19 protein-coding genes and 1 pseudogene are annotated in these 21,419 nt (G+C 36.9%); 11 read left to right on the forward strand and 9 right to left on the reverse strand.

Going from position 1 to position 21,419, the window contains the following annotated elements; translation table 11 throughout:
- Window positions 1-18: 18 nt before the first annotated feature.
- Complete coding sequence (lpdA, locus tag FJR04_RS07415) at window positions 19-1,449, reverse strand: dihydrolipoyl dehydrogenase (protein ID WP_168493229.1); 1,431 nt, start codon at window positions 1,447-1,449, stop codon at window positions 19-21.
- Between the two features lie 374 nt (window positions 1,450-1,823).
- On the opposite strand from lpdA, the gene FJR04_RS07420 reads away from it, so the two are divergent.
- The 4 genes from FJR04_RS07420 (at window position 1,824) to FJR04_RS07435 (ending at window position 6,987) form a co-directional block, all read left to right on the forward strand.
- Window positions 1,824-2,933: a hypothetical protein gene (locus FJR04_RS07420; RefSeq protein WP_168493188.1), complete on the forward strand. Its 1,110-nt coding sequence runs from the start codon at window positions 1,824-1,826 to the stop codon at window positions 2,931-2,933.
- Window positions 2,934-2,969: 36 nt separating this feature from the next.
- Complete coding sequence (locus FJR04_RS07425; RefSeq protein WP_168493189.1) at window positions 2,970-3,698, forward strand: hypothetical protein; 729 nt, start codon at window positions 2,970-2,972, stop codon at window positions 3,696-3,698.
- A 178-nt stretch (window positions 3,699-3,876) separates the two neighbouring features.
- Window positions 3,877-5,367, forward strand: coding sequence for a UDP-N-acetylmuramoyl-L-alanyl-D-glutamate--2,6-diaminopimelate ligase (locus FJR04_RS07430; protein ID WP_168493190.1), 1,491 nt, complete (start codon window positions 3,877-3,879; stop codon window positions 5,365-5,367).
- Window positions 5,368-5,619: 252 nt separating this feature from the next.
- Window positions 5,620-6,987 carry a DICT sensory domain-containing protein gene (locus FJR04_RS07435; RefSeq protein ID WP_168493191.1) on the forward strand — a complete coding sequence of 456 codons (1,368 nt, stop codon included), beginning with the start codon at window positions 5,620-5,622 and terminating at the stop codon, window positions 6,985-6,987.
- Between the two features lie 185 nt (window positions 6,988-7,172).
- On the opposite strand, the gene acs is transcribed toward FJR04_RS07435, so the two are convergent.
- On the reverse strand, window positions 7,173-9,143 hold the full coding sequence (gene acs / locus FJR04_RS07440) for an acetate--CoA ligase (RefSeq protein WP_168493192.1): 1,971 nt from the start codon (window positions 9,141-9,143) through the stop codon (window positions 7,173-7,175).
- A gap of 275 nt (window positions 9,144-9,418) precedes the next feature.
- Here acs and FJR04_RS07445 point away from each other — a divergent pair, with 275 nt between their 5' ends.
- The 5 genes and pseudogenes from FJR04_RS07445 (at window position 9,419) to FJR04_RS07460 (ending at window position 12,725) form a co-directional block, all read left to right on the forward strand.
- Window positions 9,419-10,111 (forward strand): hypothetical protein, encoded by a 693-nt coding sequence (locus FJR04_RS07445; RefSeq protein ID WP_174763515.1) that lies wholly within the window; start codon window positions 9,419-9,421, stop codon window positions 10,109-10,111.
- 66 nt (window positions 10,112-10,177) lie between these two features.
- The gene (locus FJR04_RS07450) at window positions 10,178-10,600 is read left to right on the forward strand and encodes a hypothetical protein (protein ID WP_168493193.1); all 423 of its coding nucleotides are present in this window, start codon (window positions 10,178-10,180) and stop codon (window positions 10,598-10,600) included.
- Between the two features lie 24 nt (window positions 10,601-10,624).
- Window positions 10,625-10,805, forward strand: a pseudogene (locus FJR04_RS26605) (hypothetical protein); the annotation flags it as partial.
- Window positions 10,806-10,953: 148 nt separating this feature from the next.
- On the forward strand, window positions 10,954-12,156 hold the full coding sequence (locus FJR04_RS07455; protein ID WP_168493194.1) for a helix-hairpin-helix domain-containing protein: 1,203 nt from the start codon (window positions 10,954-10,956) through the stop codon (window positions 12,154-12,156).
- Between the two features lie 2 nt (window positions 12,157-12,158).
- Window positions 12,159-12,725, forward strand: a complete 567-nt coding sequence (locus tag FJR04_RS07460; RefSeq protein ID WP_168493196.1) for a DUF4365 domain-containing protein — start codon at window positions 12,159-12,161, stop codon at window positions 12,723-12,725.
- Between the two features lie 380 nt (window positions 12,726-13,105).
- On the opposite strand, the gene FJR04_RS07465 is transcribed toward FJR04_RS07460, so the two are convergent.
- From FJR04_RS07465 to FJR04_RS07480, 4 genes are all read right to left on the reverse strand, one after another.
- Complete coding sequence (locus FJR04_RS07465) at window positions 13,106-13,912, reverse strand: superoxide dismutase (RefSeq protein WP_254445230.1); 807 nt, start codon at window positions 13,910-13,912, stop codon at window positions 13,106-13,108.
- Window positions 13,913-13,958: 46 nt separating this feature from the next.
- A complete protein-coding gene (locus FJR04_RS07470; RefSeq protein ID WP_168493198.1) occupies window positions 13,959-14,309 on the reverse strand; it encodes a phage holin family protein in 351 nt (116 codons plus the stop codon).
- Window positions 14,310-14,579: 270 nt separating this feature from the next.
- Window positions 14,580-15,611 (reverse strand): AI-2E family transporter, encoded by a 1,032-nt coding sequence (locus tag FJR04_RS07475; RefSeq protein ID WP_168493200.1) that lies wholly within the window; start codon window positions 15,609-15,611, stop codon window positions 14,580-14,582.
- Window positions 15,612-15,741: 130 nt separating this feature from the next.
- Window positions 15,742-17,082: a mechanosensitive ion channel family protein gene (locus tag FJR04_RS07480; RefSeq protein ID WP_168493202.1), complete on the reverse strand. Its 1,341-nt coding sequence runs from the start codon at window positions 17,080-17,082 to the stop codon at window positions 15,742-15,744.
- A 789-nt stretch (window positions 17,083-17,871) separates the two neighbouring features.
- Between FJR04_RS07480 and FJR04_RS07485 the strand changes: the two genes are divergently transcribed.
- Both FJR04_RS07485 and FJR04_RS07490 read left to right on the forward strand, forming a co-directional pair.
- On the forward strand, window positions 17,872-18,663 hold the full coding sequence (locus FJR04_RS07485; protein WP_168493204.1) for an SDR family oxidoreductase: 792 nt from the start codon (window positions 17,872-17,874) through the stop codon (window positions 18,661-18,663).
- 600 nt (window positions 18,664-19,263) lie between these two features.
- Entirely contained in the window at window positions 19,264-19,851 is a 588-nt protein-coding gene (locus FJR04_RS07490) for a Uma2 family endonuclease (protein ID WP_168493206.1), read from the forward strand.
- Window positions 19,852-20,039: 188 nt separating this feature from the next.
- Here the strand turns inward: FJR04_RS07490 and FJR04_RS07495 are convergent, their stop codons facing one another.
- The 3 genes from FJR04_RS07495 to FJR04_RS07505 form a co-directional block, all read right to left on the reverse strand.
- The gene (locus FJR04_RS07495; RefSeq protein WP_168493208.1) at window positions 20,040-20,408 is read right to left on the reverse strand and encodes a HEPN domain-containing protein; all 369 of its coding nucleotides are present in this window, start codon (window positions 20,406-20,408) and stop codon (window positions 20,040-20,042) included.
- On the reverse strand, window positions 20,365-20,730 hold the full coding sequence (locus FJR04_RS07500) for a nucleotidyltransferase domain-containing protein (protein WP_168493210.1): 366 nt from the start codon (window positions 20,728-20,730) through the stop codon (window positions 20,365-20,367). Before FJR04_RS07500 ends, FJR04_RS07495 begins: the two co-directional genes overlap by 44 nt.
- Window positions 20,731-21,164: 434 nt before the next feature.
- On the reverse strand, window positions 21,165-21,419 hold a 255-nt coding region (locus FJR04_RS07505), incomplete at its 5' end, for a GUN4 domain-containing protein (protein ID WP_174763516.1).

Genomic DNA, 21,419 nt, shown 5'->3' on the forward strand with positions numbered 1-21,419 from the left:
ACCACTGACAATTGACTACTAACTTACCAAAGCTCGTTTATAAGCTTCATCGATAACTTCTGAAAGCGTTGGATGAGCGTGAACCAAGTAAGCGAGACTGTGGATAGATTGACGGTTAGCAACAGCGGCTGCGGCTTCATGAATTAAATCGGAAGCATGGGGTCCAAAAATATGTACTCCTAGAACTTCGCCCGTATCTTTGCGGTAAATAACCTTTGTCATCCCATCAGTATCTTTTTCCGCTAAGGCTTTGGAATTACCTTTAAAGTAACTCTTACTGGTGGCAATTTCAAAACCTTCAGTTAATCCTAAAGTTTCGGCGGCGGCTTCTGTCAAGCCCACATAACTAACTTCTGGGTGGGTAAAAGCAGCGGCAGGAATGCTGCGATAGTCAACTATTCTTTGACGACCCATAATATTTTCTACAGCAATGATACCTTGAGCAGATGCAGCATGAGCTAACATCATTTTCCCGGTAGCATCACCAATAGCCCAGAGATAGGGGATAACTTCTCCGGCTGATAATACCGCCATATTGTCATTAACTGGAATGAAATTGCGGCGGTCAAGTTCGACATTAACAGATTCTAAACCAAGATTTTGAGTAGCGGGAACACGACCTGTAGCGACTAAACAAGCATCAACTTCCAGAACTTCTAAATCTTCTTTAGTCTCAAAGTCAGCCAACTCAATGATTACTGGTGAACCAGGAATAACTTTTTTGGCATAGATACCGACTTTAGTTTCAATATCACGGGGGTTAATTAATACCCGTTCTGCCAATTTAGCAATATCCCGGTCAAATCCTGGCATTAACTCGTCTAGGGCTTCAATCAAAGTGATTTCACAACCTAAAGCCGAGTAAACATCAGAAAATTCTAACCCGATGTAACCGCTACCAATAATTGCCACCCATTGAGGGAGAGTTTCTAATTTAACGCCTTGGTCACTGGTAAACACAGTTTTGCCGTCTACTTCAATTCCTGGGGGAACGAAGGGGACAGAACCGGGAGAAAGGATGATATTTTGGGCTGTGATGGTTTTCTCACTTTGATCTGTGACAATGGTAACTTTTTGTGTACCTGCTACCTTACCCCAACCCTGGATAATATCAACTCCCAAGCGTTTGAGACTATTGGTTAAATCTCCTTGGATTTTGGAGACGAGATTGTTAGCATGATCAGCGATCGCTTGCCGCTCAAACTCGACATTACCAATTTGAATGCCCAAAGACTTGAGGTGATGGGCATTGCGTAATTCCCTCACTTTTCCCGAAGCTGCCAGTAATGCTTTAGAAGGAATACAGCCCCTGTTTACACAAGTTCCTCCCATATCCGCAGCTTCAATAATCGCTGTTTTTAGACCGCAGCTGATAGCGTGTAAGGCCGCACCATGTCCACCTACACCAGCGCCAATAATCACTAAATCGTAATCAAATCCAGCACTCACTTTTGTTTCCCCGTTTTCTTCGCCTATTGTCAATTTAACTTTTTTTTGTGAAACTTTCTGGAAGTTATCAGCCACAAGCCTAACCCATAAATAGGGATATTTTTGATAAATTCGCCATAATTATCAACATTTTCTGTAAGGATTTTACATTGTCAACTCTTCTATGATCAGTCTCTACAGATAACTGGAATTTTGCTAAATCTCACCAGGCTCGGTATGCTTACATTTATTTTGAACGCACCCTGCTTTATATAGCTATAGGGGATTACAGCATTATAAGCTAAAATTTAGCACTAAGAAAACTTTGATTTTTCCCGGAATTACGAGTATAATTTCGTATGATTTAATAGTGTATAAGTGTGAGGAGCAATACTTTGACTAAACACAAATTTTCCCAAGTAATTTCAACTAATTGGGTTCGGTTCATTAGCACACCCCTCTTGAGTTGCCTTTTATTATCTACAACCATCTCTCTTAAGCCAGCCTCTGCTGCTGAGAGCTTATTTCCTAAAAACAGCAGCTATGAATTAACTACTAATAATAAACAAACAGTCCTCACTGATTTGAACCTGAAGCCAGAAGCATTTGCTGTTGAATTTAGCAAACCACTCAAGCTAGAAAAACCAAAAATTATCGCCCAAACAGATTCCTCTAGCAGTATAGGTGATACATTTGTTCCAGCAAATAAACTGTCGGATATTCAGCAGCAAAAACCAAAAACTATCGCCCAAACAGATTCCTCTGGTAGTGTTGGTGATACTTTTGGTGAATCCAACAAACTACGTCAGGAACTACTAATTGAGCCTATTGTTGAAGGCGGCAAACCACCATTAGTTGCTGCACCTTCTTCCAGTGCTGGTACTCCCACTGCTTATGGTGCAAATTGGGGACAAGCTTTTATCGGTGGTGGACTATACTTTCCTTTTGATGGTGATGTAGATGGTTCTTTGTCCGTTGGTTTCGGGTTAGGAAATTCAGTTCAATCCGTAGGTTTGGAAGTTGCCACTAATATTATCAGTGTAGGTGGTCAAGAACCTAACTTTGGTGACTTTGGTGATAGCGGAACTATTGGATTAAAGTTACACAAATACCTGCCTAATAGTGGAACAGGAGTAGCTATCGGCTGGTCAAATGCCATTAAATGGGGAGAAGCAGATATTCCTCAAGAGACTATCTATGGAGTAGTTACCCAACAGTTTCAACAGTTAACAGCTTCTGTAGGTGTTGGTACTGGTAGCTATAGATCCAAGGGTGCAAGAAACAGCGGTGATAATGATCTTAATTTATTTGGCAGTTTAGGTTATAGACTTTCTCCAGCGGCCTCTTTGATTAGTAGTTGGACTGGAAGTAGTTTGAACTTGGGTGCGTCCTTTGTTCCCCTGAAACAAACACCTTTAGTCGTTAATGCTATTTTCACTGATGTGAGTGACAACATCAATAGTGCAGGTTTTAGTCTCAGTGCAGGTTATAGTTTCCAGTTCTAATATCCGAGTTTTTTCACTAAAATTTAAGGCAGAAGCATGATTAAGCAAAAATTGACCTTGAGCGTGGGTCTTGTTTCCTTATTATTAGGTTCTTTAGTAGCTTTTCCTCACAGAGCAAATGCCGGTCAAGTTGTTGTTCCTGGTACAACTCCAGATTCATCTACAACTTCTGGTGATACTTTCTCTATTACTACAATCACCACAACTGTAATTCAAGGATTATCTGGGGTTATTAGTTCACCCGGTCCTGTCCGGGGTTCTTTTGTTTTAACAGTTACACAGACTATTCAGATTGCGTTGAATAGTTTTGCTACTAATCTATTTAGCCAAACTACAGTTACCACTACTACCATTAGAGGTCAGGTGCGCGAACTGTTTACTCGCAGGGGAGAAAATACTCCTGCGTTGGCTAGTAGAACAACAACAAATTTACTAGGTTATGGTGTTAGCTCAATACGGGTAAGTACCTTATTTGTTGCACTATCAAATGTTTGTGTACTTACACAAGCATCTACTCCAGGTACTCCTGTAGCTCAGTTAACACCTGAATTAGTAGCAAGCACTAAGGGACTAAAAGCAGATTCTCAAGTTGCTCAAGCTGGTGATTTAGCAACTGTAGATATCAATAAGCTAAATGAAGCGATTGAGGCATACAATGCCATTGTCAAGGAAAGTGATCCTGTTACTCTTCAAAAACTCTCACAAGATGAGACTTTCGTAGAAATTGGTAGAATTCTCAAAGAATTTAGAGCAAGTTTGGTATAAATTTTTAATTGGATTAGATAGAGACTTTAATTACCATGTTTTTCTACAAAAGACATGGTAATTTTTTAATAAATAGCTGGTAAAAATTAAATATGCGTTTTCCATGGCAAATCTCTCCCAATAAATAAAAAATAATGTTTAAATAAGCGCAAGACAAGCTTGTGGCGAGGTTCACTAGATGAAATTGCGGGAATTATTAGCGGCTGTAGATGGGATTGAGTCTGTAAATATACCGGATATTGATATTCAAGGACTGAAAACGAATTCCCATGCTTGTACTATGGGAGATTTGTTTTTGGGAATGCCAGGAACTAGAGTAGATGGTGGGGAGTTTTGGCCTGGTGCTTTGGCTGCTGGTGCAGTTGCAGCCATTGTTTCCTCAGAAGCATTTGGGAAAAATCCGCCTACACCAAACTCTGTGGTAATTAGCGCCGATAATATGACAAGAGTCTGCGCTCAAATAGCCGCAACGTTTTATGGTTATCCTGGACAAAAACTGAAAATGGTGGGTGTGACAGGGACAAATGGTAAAACTACCACTACTCACTTAATTGAATATTTCTTAACTCAATCTAATTTACCAACGGCTTTAATAGGCACACTTTACACGCGCTGGCCTGGTTTTGAAGAAGTTGCTGTTAATACCACTCCTTTTGCTGTGGATTTGCAGCAGCAATTAGCTAAAGCCATAAATGCTGGTTGTGAAACTGGGGTAATGGAAGTTAGTTCTCATGCTTTAGCCCAGGGTAGGGTTTTAAGTTGTGCTTTTGAAGTGGGGGTATTTACTAATCTTACTCAAGATCATTTGGACTATCACACAGATATGGAGGACTATTTTGCAGCGAAGGCGTTGTTATTTAGTGCTGATTATCTGCAAGGACAGGCAATAATTAACCTTGATGATGCTTATGGTAAAAGATTAATTGCGTCTTTAAATCCAGAACAGGTTTGGAGTTATAGCGTTAACGATCATACTGCTGATTTTTGGATGAGTGATTTAAATTACCAACCCAATGGTGTGAGTGGAATTTTACATACTCCCAAAGGAAATGTCGATTTTAGTTCGCCTTTAGTTGGTCAATATAACTTAGAAAATCTTTTAGCTGCGGTGGGGACGGTTGTCCATTTGGGGTTAGATTTGCAATTGGTAGCAAATGCTATTCCTGCATTTCCCGGCGTTCCTGGACGCATGGAACGGGTGCAAATTAACTCTGTGCAAGATATTAGCGTCATTGTGGATTATGCCCATACTCCCGACAGTTTGGAGAATTTGTTGAAAGCTGCTCGGCCGTTTATTCCTGGTAAGATGATTTGTGTATTTGGTTGTGGGGGCGATCGCGATCGCACTAAACGTCCGAAAATGGGTAAGATTGCGGCGGAACTTGCAGATGTAGCTGTGGTAACATCTGATAATCCCCGCACGGAAGATCCAGAAAAGATATTACAGGATGTATTGGCAGGTATTCCTGATATGGTACAACCATTAGTTATCAGCGATCGCTCTACTGCAATTCGGACTGCTATTTTACAAGCTCAACCCGGAGACGGTGTATTATTAGCTGGTAAAGGTCACGAAGATTATCAAATTCTCGGTACTGAGAAAATCCATTTTGACGACAGGGAACAAGCGCGGGAAGCTTTAGCGCAAAGAATCAACAACCAGAATTAGATCATTAATTTTGTAGGGGTGGGGTTTCCCCGCCCTTCTGAATTAGTTGTTGTATAATTTCCCTTTTTGAAAGTATAAAATCTCTATAAATTCTTACAGCAGATTGCAGATTTTGGTAGGTTGGGTTGAACAAAATACGGGCGAAGCATTCGGAAAATAAAGTTGGGAAAAACCGATAATTTATCGTCCGAATGCTTCGCCCCTACTATTCCTGCTGTATGAAATTATAAAATTATTAATTGTAGTTAACTCATGAAATATTCTCTTGTTGACGATTTATCTGTTTATAATTTGACACTGAATGTCTCAAAATCTACTACACCAATATTTTTTACTCCTGTTACACTCTTATCAATAATTAGAGCCAAAATTGATTTACTAATTGAACAGCAAATTGCTGCCACAATATTAGTCAAATTACCACCGGGAAAACTTTGGTATTCCGAAATAGAACGCTATCAAAAATGCGAGCATCTTTCTAAAAATATTTATAATTATCAAACTAATAAACAAGAATTTTCTGATCTTTATATTAATATAGAATTACTAGCAGATAATCAATTGAAAAATGAATATTTTTTATTGATTTTATCACCAGAATTTTGGAGTTTAATGGTAGCTGCAAGACAAATTCCAGAAAATCAAAGTCGGGAAAAAATTAAGTCTCAGAAAAAATCACCATTATTAACTATTAATACTTTTGAATGTGAGATTATTCAGGAAGTTGTTAATGAGATTAAACGAGTAAATCCGCCTGATGTACCTCCCATATTTACTGATTTTATTTGTCCATATCCGCCACAAGTCAGGCTGATCAATCAGTTATGGATTAAACAAATACAACGACAAGAAGAAATAAACCAGCAAACCATAAATAAACAAATAATAAAAGTTCGACAAAATCATCAAAATATAGATAACAAAGAATATCTTCAAGATGAATACTTAATTAATATTTGTCAGGAATTGCGGACACCATTAACACATATAAAAACAGCATTATCATTATTGAATTCACCGCAGATAAAACCACCACAACGACAACGTTATTTACAGATGCTTAATCAAGAATGCGATCGCCAGAGTTCTCTAATTACTGGCTTATTGCATTTATTGGAATTAGAACGTAATTTAGCCGAAACCAAATTAGAAGCGGTTAATTTATCGGATATTATTCCTGGTGTAGTTAGTACATATCAATCATTAGCACAGGAAAAAGGAATTATGATTAGTTCCACAATTCCTAACGATATACCATCTGTTTATTGTGTTAACGGTGGCTTGAGAGAAATTATGATTAATCTACTACATAATAGTTTGAAATTTACTCCCACCGGTGGTCAAGTATTAGTATCTGCAAAATTACAAGGAGACTATATTCTTTTAGAAATTCGTGATACAGGAATGGGGATTCCTGAAAACGAAATTCCTAAGATTTTTGATCGTTTCTATCGAGTGAGAACAGGAATATCTGAAGATTTCAATGGTGCTGGATTAGGGTTAACAATTGTTAAACAGTTACTCCGTCATTCTCGCGGTTCAATATCTGTAAAAAGTAAGTTATATGCAGGTTCTAATTTTATAATTAAATTGGCAATTGTTAATCCAAAAACAGAATAAACAGGCTGCTTATAAATGGCAAATGTCATGCGATCGCCATTTATAAACAGCCTAGTACCGCAGGGCGGAATTAAAAATTAAAAATTAAAAAAGCAGATAACACAAGCTTTTTGAGAATTCTTAATGGTTAATTGATTTACGCCGTTGTGTACTAGTGACTGGGCGCAGACCCTGCGCCCCTACGACTATGAACCTTCTCGTAATTTATCCAAAACACTGCGGTCTTCCAAGGTTGAAGTATCTCCTGATACCTCTTGACCAGCAGCTAGATTCCGCAACAACCGCCGCATAATCTTACCAGAACGGGTTTTTGGTAAAGCATCAGTAAACCTGATTTCACCAGGACGGGCGATCGCGCCAATTTCACTAACAACGTGCTTTTTCAGTTCCTTACTCAACTCCTCACTGGCTTGATAAGTCCCTTCCAAGGTTACAAAAGCTACAACTTCTTCCCCTTTCAAATCATCCGGTTTACCGACCACCGCAGCTTCTGCCACCGCAGGATGAGATACTAACGCAGATTCTACTTCCATTGTTCCTAAGCGATGTCCAGAGACATTCAGGACATCATCTACGCGCCCCATTACCCAGAAATAGCCATCCTCATCTTTTCTTGCACCATCACCAGCAAAGTACGTATAATTACCATCTTTGGGTGGAATATGTTCCCAGTAAGTCCGCCGAAAACGATCAGGATCACCGTATACAGTCCGCATCATTCCTGGCCAAGGATGACGAATGGCTAAATAACCACCTTCATTTTCGGGAACAGAATTGCCGTCTAAATCCACCACATCCGCAATAATACCAGGGAAAGGACGAGTTGCAGAACCTGGTTTAGTGGGAATTGCCCCAGGTAGGGGTGTAATCATAATCCCACCGGTTTCAGTTTGCCACCAAGTATCCACAATCGGACAGCGTTCCCCACCAATGATTTTGTGATACCACATCCAAGCTTCGGGGTTAATGGGTTCACCGACAGTTCCCAGCAATCGCAGAGACGAAAGATTGCGGGATTTGGGATGATGTTCACCCATTTTGATAAAGGCGCGAATTGCTGTAGGTGCAGTATAAAAAGTAGTTACGCCGTATTTTTCAATTACATCCCAGAAACATCCAAGATTAGAAGCACGGGGCGCACCTTCATACATGATTGTGGTTGCACCGTTGGAAAGGGGACCATAAACTATATAGCTGTGTCCCGTAATCCAACCTACATCGGCAGTACACCAGTATACATCAGTTTCTTGGAGATCGAAAATCCATTTCGTGGTGATATGGCTGTATAAGTTATAACCGCCTGTGGTATGAACAACGCCTTTCGGTTTGCCGGTACTACCAGAAGTATAAAGGACAAACAGCATATCTTCGCTGTCCATTGGTTCAGCGGGACAATCAGCGGAAACGCCTTGTTGTAAATCGTGCCACCAATGGTCACGTCCTGCTGACATCTGGGTTTTTTGATTTGTGCGTTTGACAACGAGGACATCTGTCACGCTGGGAACTGCATCATGCTCTAAAGCTTTATCTACCTGTTCTTTAAGAGGAACAATTGCATCTTTGCGCCAACCACCATCGGCAGTGATCACTAACTTGGCTTCGGCATCATTCAAGCGATCGCGTAAAGCTTCAGCACTAAATCCACCAAAAACAACGCTATGAGGTGCGCCAATTCTCGCACAGGCTAACATAGCTATGGCAGCTTCGGGAATCATCGGCATATAAATACCAATGCGATCGCCTTTTTTTGCTCCCAACTGTTTTAATACATTCGCAAACTGGCAAACTTCCCGATGCAATTGGGCATAAGTCAGCGTCCGTGAATCTCCCGGTTCTCCTTCCCAAATCAATGCTGCTTTATTTTTGCGCCAAGTAGTGAGATGTCTGTCAAGACAGTTGTAAGAAATATTAATCTTACCGTTTACAAACCACTTAGCAAAAGGTGGTTGCCAATCTAGTACAGTGTCCCATTTTTTAAACCACTCTAACTCAGTTTCTGCCAATTTTGACCAAAATAGCTGAGGATCAGCTTTGGCTTCATCATAAAGACGCTGATAGTCTTCTAGGCTTTTAATATTTGACTGTTGCGAAAAATCACTAGAAGGATAAAATAGCCGTTTTTCCTGTAGTATAGATTCTATAGTCGGTTGAGACATGGTGATTTATGCCAATGAGATTGTGACTGAAAACTATTTTTAACTGAGTTGTGGTAAATAATCTTTAGATTTTTATGAAGTTACATCCACTGTAAAGATTATTTACTGATATGCTGATCTAGTATTACTCTAGTACGAGAATTAATTAACGCTGAATTTCTCAATGCAGCCGTCACATAAAATAATGATGATGTTTTTAACAATCCTGTTTACTGACCAATTTCAATATAAATTTTTAGCAACTGAGTTAGTAGTGTTCTACAATAGGGTATAGTTTGCAAGCAAAACAAATTAAGGATAAACTAAATCTACTGATCGAGCAAGCTTCTGGAATAGATCCCAATCTCACCGTAAAATTAAGAGAGATCAACCGTTGGATCAGACATATCAAGCTTGGTTCACTGACATCTAAACCAATCGTCGTAGCTTTTTTGCTAGAAGTAATTACGGACTCTAAGGTTTGGTTGGCTATTAAATCCTTACCTTCTGAGGAAGACCAAAAATTACAGTTTGAGCAAATGACAGCCAATGAGCGATATTGGTATGGTTGTCTATTTCCCAAATGGATAAATGCCACAGATACCAAATTTTACATTTGGAAGAAAAAAATGATGGCAGGGGAGTTTAATCAGGCTGATAGTGATATTATTAAATATATAGCTCAGGATATTGTCCATCATGAAGGGGATTTTTGGCGGCGTTATATAGCCGACCTTTCTATGGCAACAGACCTAATTGTTAGCAATCATCAAAATAAACCACTTTGTATTCAAGTCACAAGTGTTAGCGAAGAATTCCATAGCAAAAAATATCAAAATTGGCAAAATGCACTGCAATTGTGGGAAATCGAAAGAGGATTGTTTCTCAGTTACAATCCCAAAGAACATGATTTTATCAATCAGTTAGTTAATGTCGCGCTGTATAACAGTGATCATCTCGCGGCAGGGAAGTATGTGAATTTCTCCTGATTCCCAAGTATTGAAATCGAAGTCTGTGTCCTAGCCAACATCATTAATCCGCGGAAAATACCATTTATGGTTAACCAACAACAAACTAATAATAGCGCCCAACTCGAAGATTTGACCGAAGCTTTAGCAGCAGCCCGGAGAATGCAGCAAGATTGGCTAAATTATGGATTAAATTTTGTTCATATTTATGTAGAAGATGTTGAAGGTGATTGGCTAGAAACCTGGGGAGATGATGAAATATCTAATTCTTTGTTCGATGCTCTGAAAGATTTTTTAGTAAGTGATGATGATGTAGCTATCAAGATTAGAAAATATATAGGAGATACATCACTGTTCGATTTGGCAGTTAATTTAGAGGAATGTTTGAGAATTTCTAGAGAACATGACAAAACATCTGCTGTCAAAAATGTGTTAGCTAATGATCTTGATCTAATGGATGATCTAGAGTTATTAGATTTAGCTAATAATTTGGTAGATAAATTACTGTAAAAAATAATTCTTATAGGACTTACGCACCATAATAATGAGATTGGAGCGATCGCTCGTCCTGGTGAAATCAGGTTTACTGATGCTTTACTGAAAACCAGTTCTGGTAAGATTATGCGGCGTTTGTTGCGGAATTTGGCAGCAGGACAGGAAATATCGCAGTGTTTTGGATAAGTTGCAGGAAGGGTTAATTTATAATTTAGGTTAGTTTCGCGCAAAGACGCTAAGAAGCAAAGACGCAAAGTGTTTTTTGTGTCTTTGCTTTTTTTTGCTCTAAAGTAACTTAGAATTAATGAGTGTTAAGATACACTGTATAAAAGCAAGTTACTTAATAGACCCCAACTGAATTTATTTTTATGGTTAATGCAAAACAAGAGGCGATAACAATATTAAATGAGGCTTTAAAAGAGTTAGAATCACCAAAGGGTAGTGTTACATCAGGTGTTCAAAAACTCTTGCGTGTTGCTCAAATACTGGATGAAGAGTCAATCGTAGTTTGGTGTGAAATCCATCTTGGTAAGCAAGATTATATATTTCCTTTAAAGGATTACTCTAATTTTGTGATACGTCAGTACAGAAATGAAAATGATCAAGATAAAAAAGAAGAAAATATAATTCAAGCCACAGAATTTCTTCAGCAAAGATATAGAATCAAAATTAACCAGGATATCGACAGAGAAGATATTGGTTTTATGGTGGATCATTATGGAGAATTTGGATGCCAAAGTATAGGTTTTTTAGAATCTAAATATGGAGAAATGGTAACAAATAAAAAAGAGAAAGATGATATTGACCACAAGTATAATTTATTAGAACGAATATCTCATGTAAAAAGAAAAGCTCATGAAAAGGCTTTGAATCTTTTTAAAAAATATGTATCTACAGATATAATTAAAACCAATTTTGATTTTCTCAAAGAGGAAGTTGATGATAAACTTCTAGATTTAAATCCTGAACTTTCCGAAAAGCTGATGATTGCTTTTAAATCTGTTTCTAGTGAGAATCCAGAAGAATGGTCACACGCTTTAACTTCTTGTAGACGACTTATTGAAGGGCTTGCAGATGAACTTTTTCCACCAATTGATAATAATGTAAATGGCAGAAAACTAGGTCAAGAGCAATATATAAACAGACTTTGGACTTTTATGGATAAAGCTATAGAAAGCGAAGCTAACAGAGAATTAGCTAAAACTCATATTGATTTTTTAGGTAGCTATTTACAAAAAACACATAAACTAATTAATAAAGGTGTTCATACTTCAATTACTAAAGTAGAAGCAGTTAAAACTGTTTTTAATACTTATTTATTAATTGCTGATCTTTTAGGTTATTTAGATAAAAGTTTTGTTAGCAGAGAAATTAAACCTAATATCTATAAAGCAACACAGCATGAATTAGAAAGTATACTAAATATTCAACGAACAACAGCAAAACAAATTATCAAATTGCGAGTAGAACATGGTACATTTACACCCGAATTACTAGGAACTATTCAGGGTATAGGGTCGAAAACAGTTGCGAAAGCTCAGGAATTATTTTCATTTGATTTAATTGAATAATTATGAACAATAAAGAACCCTGGTATATTGGCTTACGTTCAGAAGCTTTGTCAGTTGTATACTTAACTCGTCGTGATGACTTAATTGTTTCTAAAGATAAACAAAATCAAGGCTTAGATATTTTGGTTTCAATTACCAAAAATACTAAGAATGTAGATTCTATTGATAAATATTTTGGGGTGATAGTAAGAGGTACACAATCTAGTGCAAACCCTATACAAGATGATGAGATTTGTAATGTAGATTCTAAGGAATTGATATCAATAGCTAAAAAATTTAATTTTCCAATATGTCTATTTTTCTTCACCTTAGATAAAGATAATGATCATGGTTACTATAAATGGATATTAGCACCAATCATTGATAGGCAAAACAGAAAAAAATTAAACTTGAATCCAAATCTCAAATTTAGAAAATTAACGAAACAAGCAATAAATGATATTGTTTTTCTAGTTAATCAATGGTATGCAAATCAACCAAATAGTTATATAATTAATGATATTACTAGCCAAATTCCTCAAACAGAATGGGAAAAGCTACCATCTGATATGTCAAAAAATTTAGATTAGAGTATTCCAAGTAAAAAAATGCCCAATTGTCATTGCGAATGGAGCGGAGCGGAATGAAGCAATCTCTGGTTTTGGATCATTTATTGTTTGGAACACTCTTACTATTTATATGGTTCACCCAAAAGTGAAGAATGAAAAAAGTATTTAGGGATATTTTAGATATGGGTAAAAATAATAATGTTAATAATAGAAAATCTTACTATATATGCGCGGACAGATTACCACTCATAACATGAATATAGCGTATATTTTTCGTCTTGTCAAGTCTTTAACTATAAAATCCCTTAAGTTTCTTGCTCATAATAGCAAAGATAAACCCCTGGTTATACCAATTGTCAATAAACATTTATGCAGTCTGATGCACCCTACAACTATTAACTTTATTGTGAAGATACCGCCTGTACTCGCCGATTAATTTCCGTCCAGTTCACCACATTCCACCAATTATTGAGATACTCAGCACGACGATTTTGATATCTGAGGTAGTATGCGTGTTCCCACACATCATTACCCATAATAGGATACAAACCATCCATGATAGGACTATCCTGATTTGGTGTAGTCACAATTTGTAGTTGATTTTGGGGATTACGCACCAACCAAACCCAACCACTCCCAAATCTGTTTCCACCGGCTTCATTAAACTGTTTTTTAAAAGCATCAAAACTACCAAAAGTTTGATTTATCTCTTGGGCTATTTTTCCCGTTGGTTCTCCACCACCATTGGGACTCATGATTTGCCAGAAAATTGTGTGGTTAAGATGACCACCACCGTGGTTCCGTACCGTCTGCCGAATATCCTCTGGTACATTATTTAAGTCACGCAGTATTGCTTCTACACTTCTACTTTTCAACTCAGGATGCTTTTGCAATGCTTCATTTAATTTATTAACGTATGCACTATGGTGTTTGTCATGATGCAGCTTCATCGTTTGGGCATCAATAGCCCTTTCTAGAGCATTATCAGCGTAAGGTAATTTTGGTAACTCTGCGGGAGAAGCACTTAGTTCTCTGTCAGGATACGCTACAGCGACAAATTGAGTAGTAGCAACAACGTCTTGTACAGGTGTTGTTATGGAAGTTGATAATTCTGTTATGGGTTCAACTTGACAAGCAAATAGTAAAGATACTAGACAAACTCCTGTTATAAACAACATAACTTGTTGTTGTAAAAATTTCATGATCATATACTTCATATTTACTAGCAATGACAATGGAACACTCGCTTTTTTCTTAGGTAAGTGGTGCTATGAGTCTCAAGAGAATTGAGTTAATGATTGCTAAAGCAAGTGAGCCAAGAAAGGCACTCCAAAAACCGTATCTTAGGCGAAATCCAGGTACTAAAGCAGCGGATAAACCAAAGATAATGGAATTGATCACAAAGAAAAATAAGCCCAAAGTAATAATAATAAATGGTAAGGTGAATAAAGTTAAAATAGGCAGTAACAGTGCATTCAAAACCCCAAAAACTGCGGCGGTAATTAATGCCTTACCAAAGCCGTCTATTTCTACTCCTATCGGTAGTCGAGAAATAATTAAAAAACTGATAGATGTGACTAACCAAGTAATTATTAAACTAACCATAAGAAAGATTCCTTTGATAATTTATAATTGACAATTGACAGATAACTCCTTCCTTCTTCCTCCTTTCTCCTGACTGGGCGCAGGCCCTGTCGCCCCTACCTCCTGACTCCTGACTTCTATATCAGGACTTACGCACAAGTCACGAAGGAACGAACCACGAAGGAACGAAGGACACGAAGGAAAGAGGGTTTCAGAGATATTTTGCGTAAGTCCTATATATTTAGAATCGAAGAATTGTTGTAGGTAATCATCTATCAAAAAGATGAGTTTTTAATCTGCCTTTAACTCATCTATTTCAAATAGACTAATAATTACTCCAGCAATGGGAACAGCGAGAAAAACTCCTAGTAAACCTGCGATTCTAGCACCTATTAATAATGCGAAAAACATCACAACTGGATTAATATTTAATGAACCTTGCATAATGCGTGGCATTAGCAAATTCTCTTCTACTTGTTGAATTAAAATACAACCTATTAATACTTTTATACTGATCCAAATTCCTTGAGGTAAAACAATTAAAGCTACAATGCTAATTCCTAATGTCGCTCCAATGCCTGGAATTAAGTCAAAAATTCCAGCAATAGCTGATAAAATTAATGGATAGGGAATTTGCAAAATCAAAAAGACAATAAAGGCAGAAACTCCAAAAAATACAGATAAAATTAACCGTCCCCAAAAAAAGCCTAAAAAGTTTCGCTGAATAGAAATCGTCAAATTATTACGCAGATGTTCGGGGAAAAGTTTGAGAACAAAATACCAAAGACGTTCACCATTTAGCAACATAAAGAAAGCTACCACAGCAATCAAAATTATGTCAATGAGACTGGAAAATAATCTTTGAACTGTAGCGAAACCAATACCAATTCCTTCTAAAGCTTGAGTTCGGATTTGTTCTTCAACAGCCGTTAAATTTACTTGTAAATTCCACCGAGCTAGGAAAGTTTCTAGTCTTTTTAATAAAGATATCAGAAAATCTACAAAGTCTGGAAATTGACCGAGTAAGTCTTGTCCTTGAGATAAAGCAGTAAAACCGATTGTGAATGTAAAAATAACCAGAATTGACAGACTTATTAAAAATACTAAAATAACGGCGAAACTGTGGGGCAAAAAACGCTGTATCCACTGCACAGGATAATTAAGCAAAAATGCTACAATTGCTGCTAAGATAAAAACGATAATTACTGTGGAAAAATAAGCTAAAACTTGGACTATTACCCATCCAAGGGCAAAGAGCAATAGGTAGTGAACTAATTTATTAGTACCTATTTGTTCTAATGAATTCTTTACTGAGTTGCTCATTTGTATTTGACATCTACCATAGGTTATACTAATTTATAATTTTCGTTTTTTAGGAGAAGTTGGATATATTATCTATAATTAATATACTAATCCAAAAAATGTTTAATTAAATAAATTTTTATCATCTTAGTTAATTAACGTGATGGTTATCAATAAATGGTGGTAAACCTCGTAACCTGACAGTATAAATATCTGTTGGCATTTCCACTCCTGCTTGCATTAATGCTTCTTTAATTGATTGTGCTACATGAGAAGTCATTTCTAGAAATGGCAACCGACGAGAATCAACCCAAAATCGTACTTCAATATTTACTGTACTTGCAGCAAGTTCACGCACTAAAATATCCGGTGTTGGTTCTGATTCAACTCCTTCGACTCTCAAAACTGCATCATTAATAATTTGTTTTGCTCTACTAATATCTGAGTCATAGTCAATCCCCACCATAATTGAGCTACGGCGATGAGTACAAGCAGTATTATTAGTAATAATAGCTCTAAACACTTCCTGATTGGGAATAGAAACTACACGGCCATCATAGGTTTTTAATGTTGTTGCTCGCAACTGAATTTGAGTAACTGTACCTTCAAATTCTTTAATCACAATTTGGTCACCTAAACGAAAGGGGCGAGATGTTAATAAAACAATTCCCGAAAAATAGTTACTTAATATATCTCGTAAACTAAAACCAATTGCTACACTTGTTAATCCTAGAGTTCCTACTAAGGTAGCAAAATCAAGCCCCAAAACCCCCAAAGCAACAATTGTACCCATTACCCAAACGCTACCGTATACCAAACGACTCACAAGAATTTTAGAATTGCGGTCAACTTCCCACTGCTGGGAAGCAAATAGTGTAAAACGACGGACACTAGCAGCCATTATCCAAGTAGCAATTAAGGCTAAAAATGCACCTAAAAAGGAAGGTAGATTATCAATACTATCTCGCTGAAATTGGCGTGCAGTCCTGTATAATCTTCGCCCTATGTCAATTACTAAAGGTGGTTGTTCAAATGCTTTAGATAGTTGATTTGCCCACTTTTGTGCCAGAATTTCTACTGGTAAATTAAAGTCTTGTCCATCCTGTTTGGTAACAGTTATTAAAACCCGGTTGCCTATTTGTATGGTAGCAATACCCCGTGATTTATCAAAAACAACAGTAACATCTCTGCCTGATTGAGGTTGTGTCAAAATACCTGCAATGCGACGGTTAACTATTTGTGCGCGTTGTCTAGCACTCACATTTCCCACACTACCAATTTGGAAGATAGGCTGTCCTCTCACAATAATATCAGCGAAAAATAACCCATCAATTGAAGTTGTTTTTGTTTTGTTTGGTTGAGGTATTGCCGGATTCAGGGGAATTTCCTGTGTTAGTCCTTTGCCAAAATTTATGAGGAGTAAACAGGAAACAATAAATACGGTTGTTTTTGCAGGTAATTTGGGTTTACCAAAATTAAAGGTGTGATTCATTATGTTTTTTTTAATAACGTAAAACTGCTATAACAGGTGTGTTGTTTTTGTCTGGGAATTTATGTGTGATTAGGTTCTTACCGTTTTAGATAAATTAACTTGACACTTAGTAATTACTCAATTACCTAAAGACATATTTTATAAATTAACAATTGATTAATTTGATTTTAATCATTGTAGAGACGTTTTTCATACAGGGATTCTTTGAAGATGTTTCATAAGTATAGGGGATTTATTCATAGGTAGAAGCGGGAAAAAATGGGAAACTCTTGTGCAAATAATTTTTATAAATACATTCCAAATTCAGCAGCATATATTTTTAAATAAGGTAAAAAAATGTGTCTTTTGTAACAAAAATCCCTAAATTGTGAGGGGATCAAGACATTAATGGTTCGGTATTCATAAAAACTTATATAAATTCAGATTGCGATATATATACTTAACGAAAACGACTGTTCAGAAATCCTGATTAAAAAATATTGCAATAACTTGATTTAGTTGCTAATGTGTGTAGGTACGACAGCACTGGTGAATGCTCGGATCATTAGAGAGGTAAAATCAATGAGCTTTATCCATCCTGCCAAAAGTCTTTTATGTTGATTGTTCCCATTATGAGGACAAATAATTTCTGCTTTCGAGAAGCAATAAAGGGGTATTGCAGATGAGCAGAAAAAGGATCTTCGATCGCAACTCGTTGAGAGTTGATTTTAGTTTACCGTTCATCCATCGTCTGACCTTGTGATTGCAAAGAACGCAAAAGGAAGACGAAGAATTTGGAGGTGAAAACCAATGAATATTCAAGGAAAAGTTGCACTAATTACCGGGGCTTCTCGTGGAATTGGCCGAGCGATCGCTTTAGAATTAGCCAAACAAGGAATGAAAAGGTTAATATTGGTAGCACGCGATCGGCAAAAGTTAGCCGAAGTAGCCCAAGAAATCGAAGCTTTGGGCGTAGAAACTACAATCATGGCCTTAGACTTAACTCACTCAATCAACGTTAACATAGCCGTAGCCCAACTTTGGCGCAGTTATGGACCAATTCATCTACTCGTAAATTGTGCCGGAGTCGCACACCAAAATTCATTTCTGCAATCAAAACTTCCCCAACTTCAAGAAGAACTATCCGTCAATTTGATGGGAATGTACACCCTCACCAGCTTGATAGCCAAACGCATGGTTAGTCAAAAAAAGGGGATCATTGTCAATGTCTCCAGTTTAATGGGGAAAGTTGCCGCCCCGACAATGGCCACATATTCCGCCACTAAGTTTGCAATTGTCGGATTTACCCAAGCACTACGTCAAGAACTTGCTCAACACAATGTCCGCGTTATTGCTTTACTCCCTTCCCTCACGGAAACAGACATGGTGCGTGACTTGAATTTATTTCATGGAGTAATTCCTATGACACCGGAACAAGTTGCCCAAGCTCTCGTCATTGGTTTACAAAAAGATACACCAGAGATCTTAGTAGGATGGCAATCTCACCTAGCTGTATTATGCCAACGTCTCGCCCCTTGGTTACTAGAGATCATCATGCAACTAGCAACACCGAAAAAACCATTACCTGACGCTGCGGGATAAAGTTCAACCTATTTGAGTTTTGTTTCGCACAATCTCTCCTAGAGATACTAAACTCCAGTAATAAGCAAAGACACAAAAAACACTTTGCGTCTTTGCTCCCTTCCAAGTTAAAAAATGGTAGATTGGGTGAAGCGACAACGCAACCCAACTAAAAATTTGATAATGTTGATTTTTAGGCTTAACTAAACTTTATTAGCCCATAAATGATGATGAGAAGCAAAGAGAACAATATATGCAAGTAAGACAAGAAATTTTTGATACTTACTGGCGATTTGCTGCTATGCGTCAAGAAGTATTTTTTTGAAATTGATGCAGGTTTAATAACATATTAAATAGGGTTTGCTGAAAAAGTTATCTGTGAGGGGAGGGAACAGGGAACAGGGAACAGGGAACAGTTTCAACTATCTGGATATCCTCAATTTCCCATATCCGACAAGGAAAAATGCAACTGTTTTGAGACACCATAAGCTAAAACCTTGCACTTGCTTGTTCTTGAAATCCGCGAAACCCCTATTAATAGACGGTTACAGCTTTATTCAGCAAGCCCTAAATATGAGTAAGCTAACATCAATGGTAAAGCAATAAAAGGATCTAGATATCATGACTATTGCACAAACAACACGCTACTACTCACCTGAAGAATACCTAGAATTTGAGGTAAATTCAGAACTACGTCACGAATATATTGATGGATTAATTATCCATAAGACAGGCGAAACACCAAATCATAATAAAATAGCTGGTAATTTATATGTTGCCATACATTTTGCCCTCAAATGCCAACCTTATGAAGTCTATGATACTGATCAACGGCTTTGGATTCCTAAACGACAGATTCATATTTATCCTGATGTAATGGTTGTCCAAACTCCCCTAGTGTTTGCAGAAGGAAGAAATGACACTATTACTAATCCAGTGATGATTGCTGAAGTCTTATCAAAATCTACCAAAGGTTATGATAGAGATGAAAAGTTTGCAGCTTATCGGACTATTGCTAGTTTTCAAGAATATATTTTAATTGACCAATACACAATTCACGTTGAACAATATGTAAAAACTGATAATAGAAAATGGATGTTTTTAGAATATGAAAATATTAACGATACTTTAAATTTAACTTCTATTCCAGGTCAAATTTCTCTGGCTGATATTTATGAAAAAATAGCCTTTACCAGTGCAGAATCTTAATTATTTGTCTGAATCAGGATATCCAGGATTTGAGGATTTACAGGATATTATTTGAAAGGATCATATTTTGAATTTTGATTGTCCATCTTTATCTGTGTTTATCTGCGTTTATCTGCGTTCAACTAATTTGGTATTACTGTTACATTAGCATTATTTATTTAACTATTGATTTATTTGAATTAGCAAGATTATAGATAGTCTAATAATTCTAGGAACTCTTCTGTTCTTTCAATCAGTAGTTTTGCATCTTCAGCAGTTAAACGTTCAGAGCGATCATAATCTCCCTTTAAACGGATCTGTTCTGCATCAATTAGATAACGGTGAAATTTGGGATCAATTTTACCAGTTCTAGCAAAAAGTTCGCCAAATTTACTAATTACAGCGGAGTGTTTGCTAAAACTGAGATTTTCACTTACCAGGAATGCTTCAGCTATATAAAACATGGCATAATAAGCACGAGAAGCAGCAAAGTCAGGTAGATTTTCACCAGCTAAAATTTTAGCTGCACGCAGACTATCTTGAGCTTTTTGCACTAGAAATTCTTGTTCTTTGTTCATAAAAATAAATACCTTCTTTTTTGATATTTTGGATTAGCATTGTTTGTTCTTTTTCAAAACGACTGAGGGAGTAAAACAGGTTAGAAATTACTACAGTATATTTTAAACAAAGGGGACTAAGAAAAAAGCCAATTTTTTCAATTTCTTTGGTTGCTTGCACTAAATCCTTCAGTATAACTAATACATCAAAATCTGAATCAGGAGTAGCATCACCACGCGCTTGAGAACCAAAAAGAATCACTGCAATTAGTTGCTCCTGGTATGTTTCAAGCAAGTTATTACACAATTCCTGCATAATTTCTTCTAGTTTTGGGTGTCTCATCGTTTAGTAATATTTTCTACTTGGAGATATAGCATTTTTTGTCAGAATCAGGATTTTAGGGATGTTGATTTTATTTGTGCTGTACTAATATTTTAATTTGTCTGAATCAGGATGTCCAGGATTTTAGGATTTACAGGATGTTGTTTGAAAAAGTATCATGTTTTGAATTTTGATTGTCCATCTTTATCTGTGTTTATCTGCGTTTATCTGCGTTCAATTATTCTTGATATTACTGTTAGATTACTAATTTTTTTAACCGAACCACAGAGGACACAGAGAAAAAATATCAGTTATCTTTGTGTGAGAAGGGAGTAATTTTCTCGTTCATCTAATTAATTATCTCAGAATTGGGGGAGCTTTCATCAGAAAATAAAATCCTGTAAATCCTTTAATCCTGGATATTCTGATTCTGATTTAATAATTTTCTGAAAGCTTTAGATGTTAGAGTTTACAAGTCTCGACGCGAGAGAAGAGATACATTTATTCCCCACCTTTACCCAACCAAAAAAACCCCACATTGCTTTAGGTAGGTGTCCTTCTGGTGCTTTTTTGTCAAAAGTAATATCTCTGTAGTACAACCAACTTCCTCCTTTTCGCCATCCTACCTTGTCCCCGAACTTCTCCCAGATGTCTGAGTTATATTTTCTTGTTCCACCTAAACTTTGATAAATGCGTTTCTGAACAGCAAT

The organism is Anabaena sp. UHCC 0204 (assembly GCF_009711975.1).
Lineage (GTDB): Bacteria > Cyanobacteriota > Cyanobacteriia > Cyanobacteriales > Nostocaceae > Dolichospermum.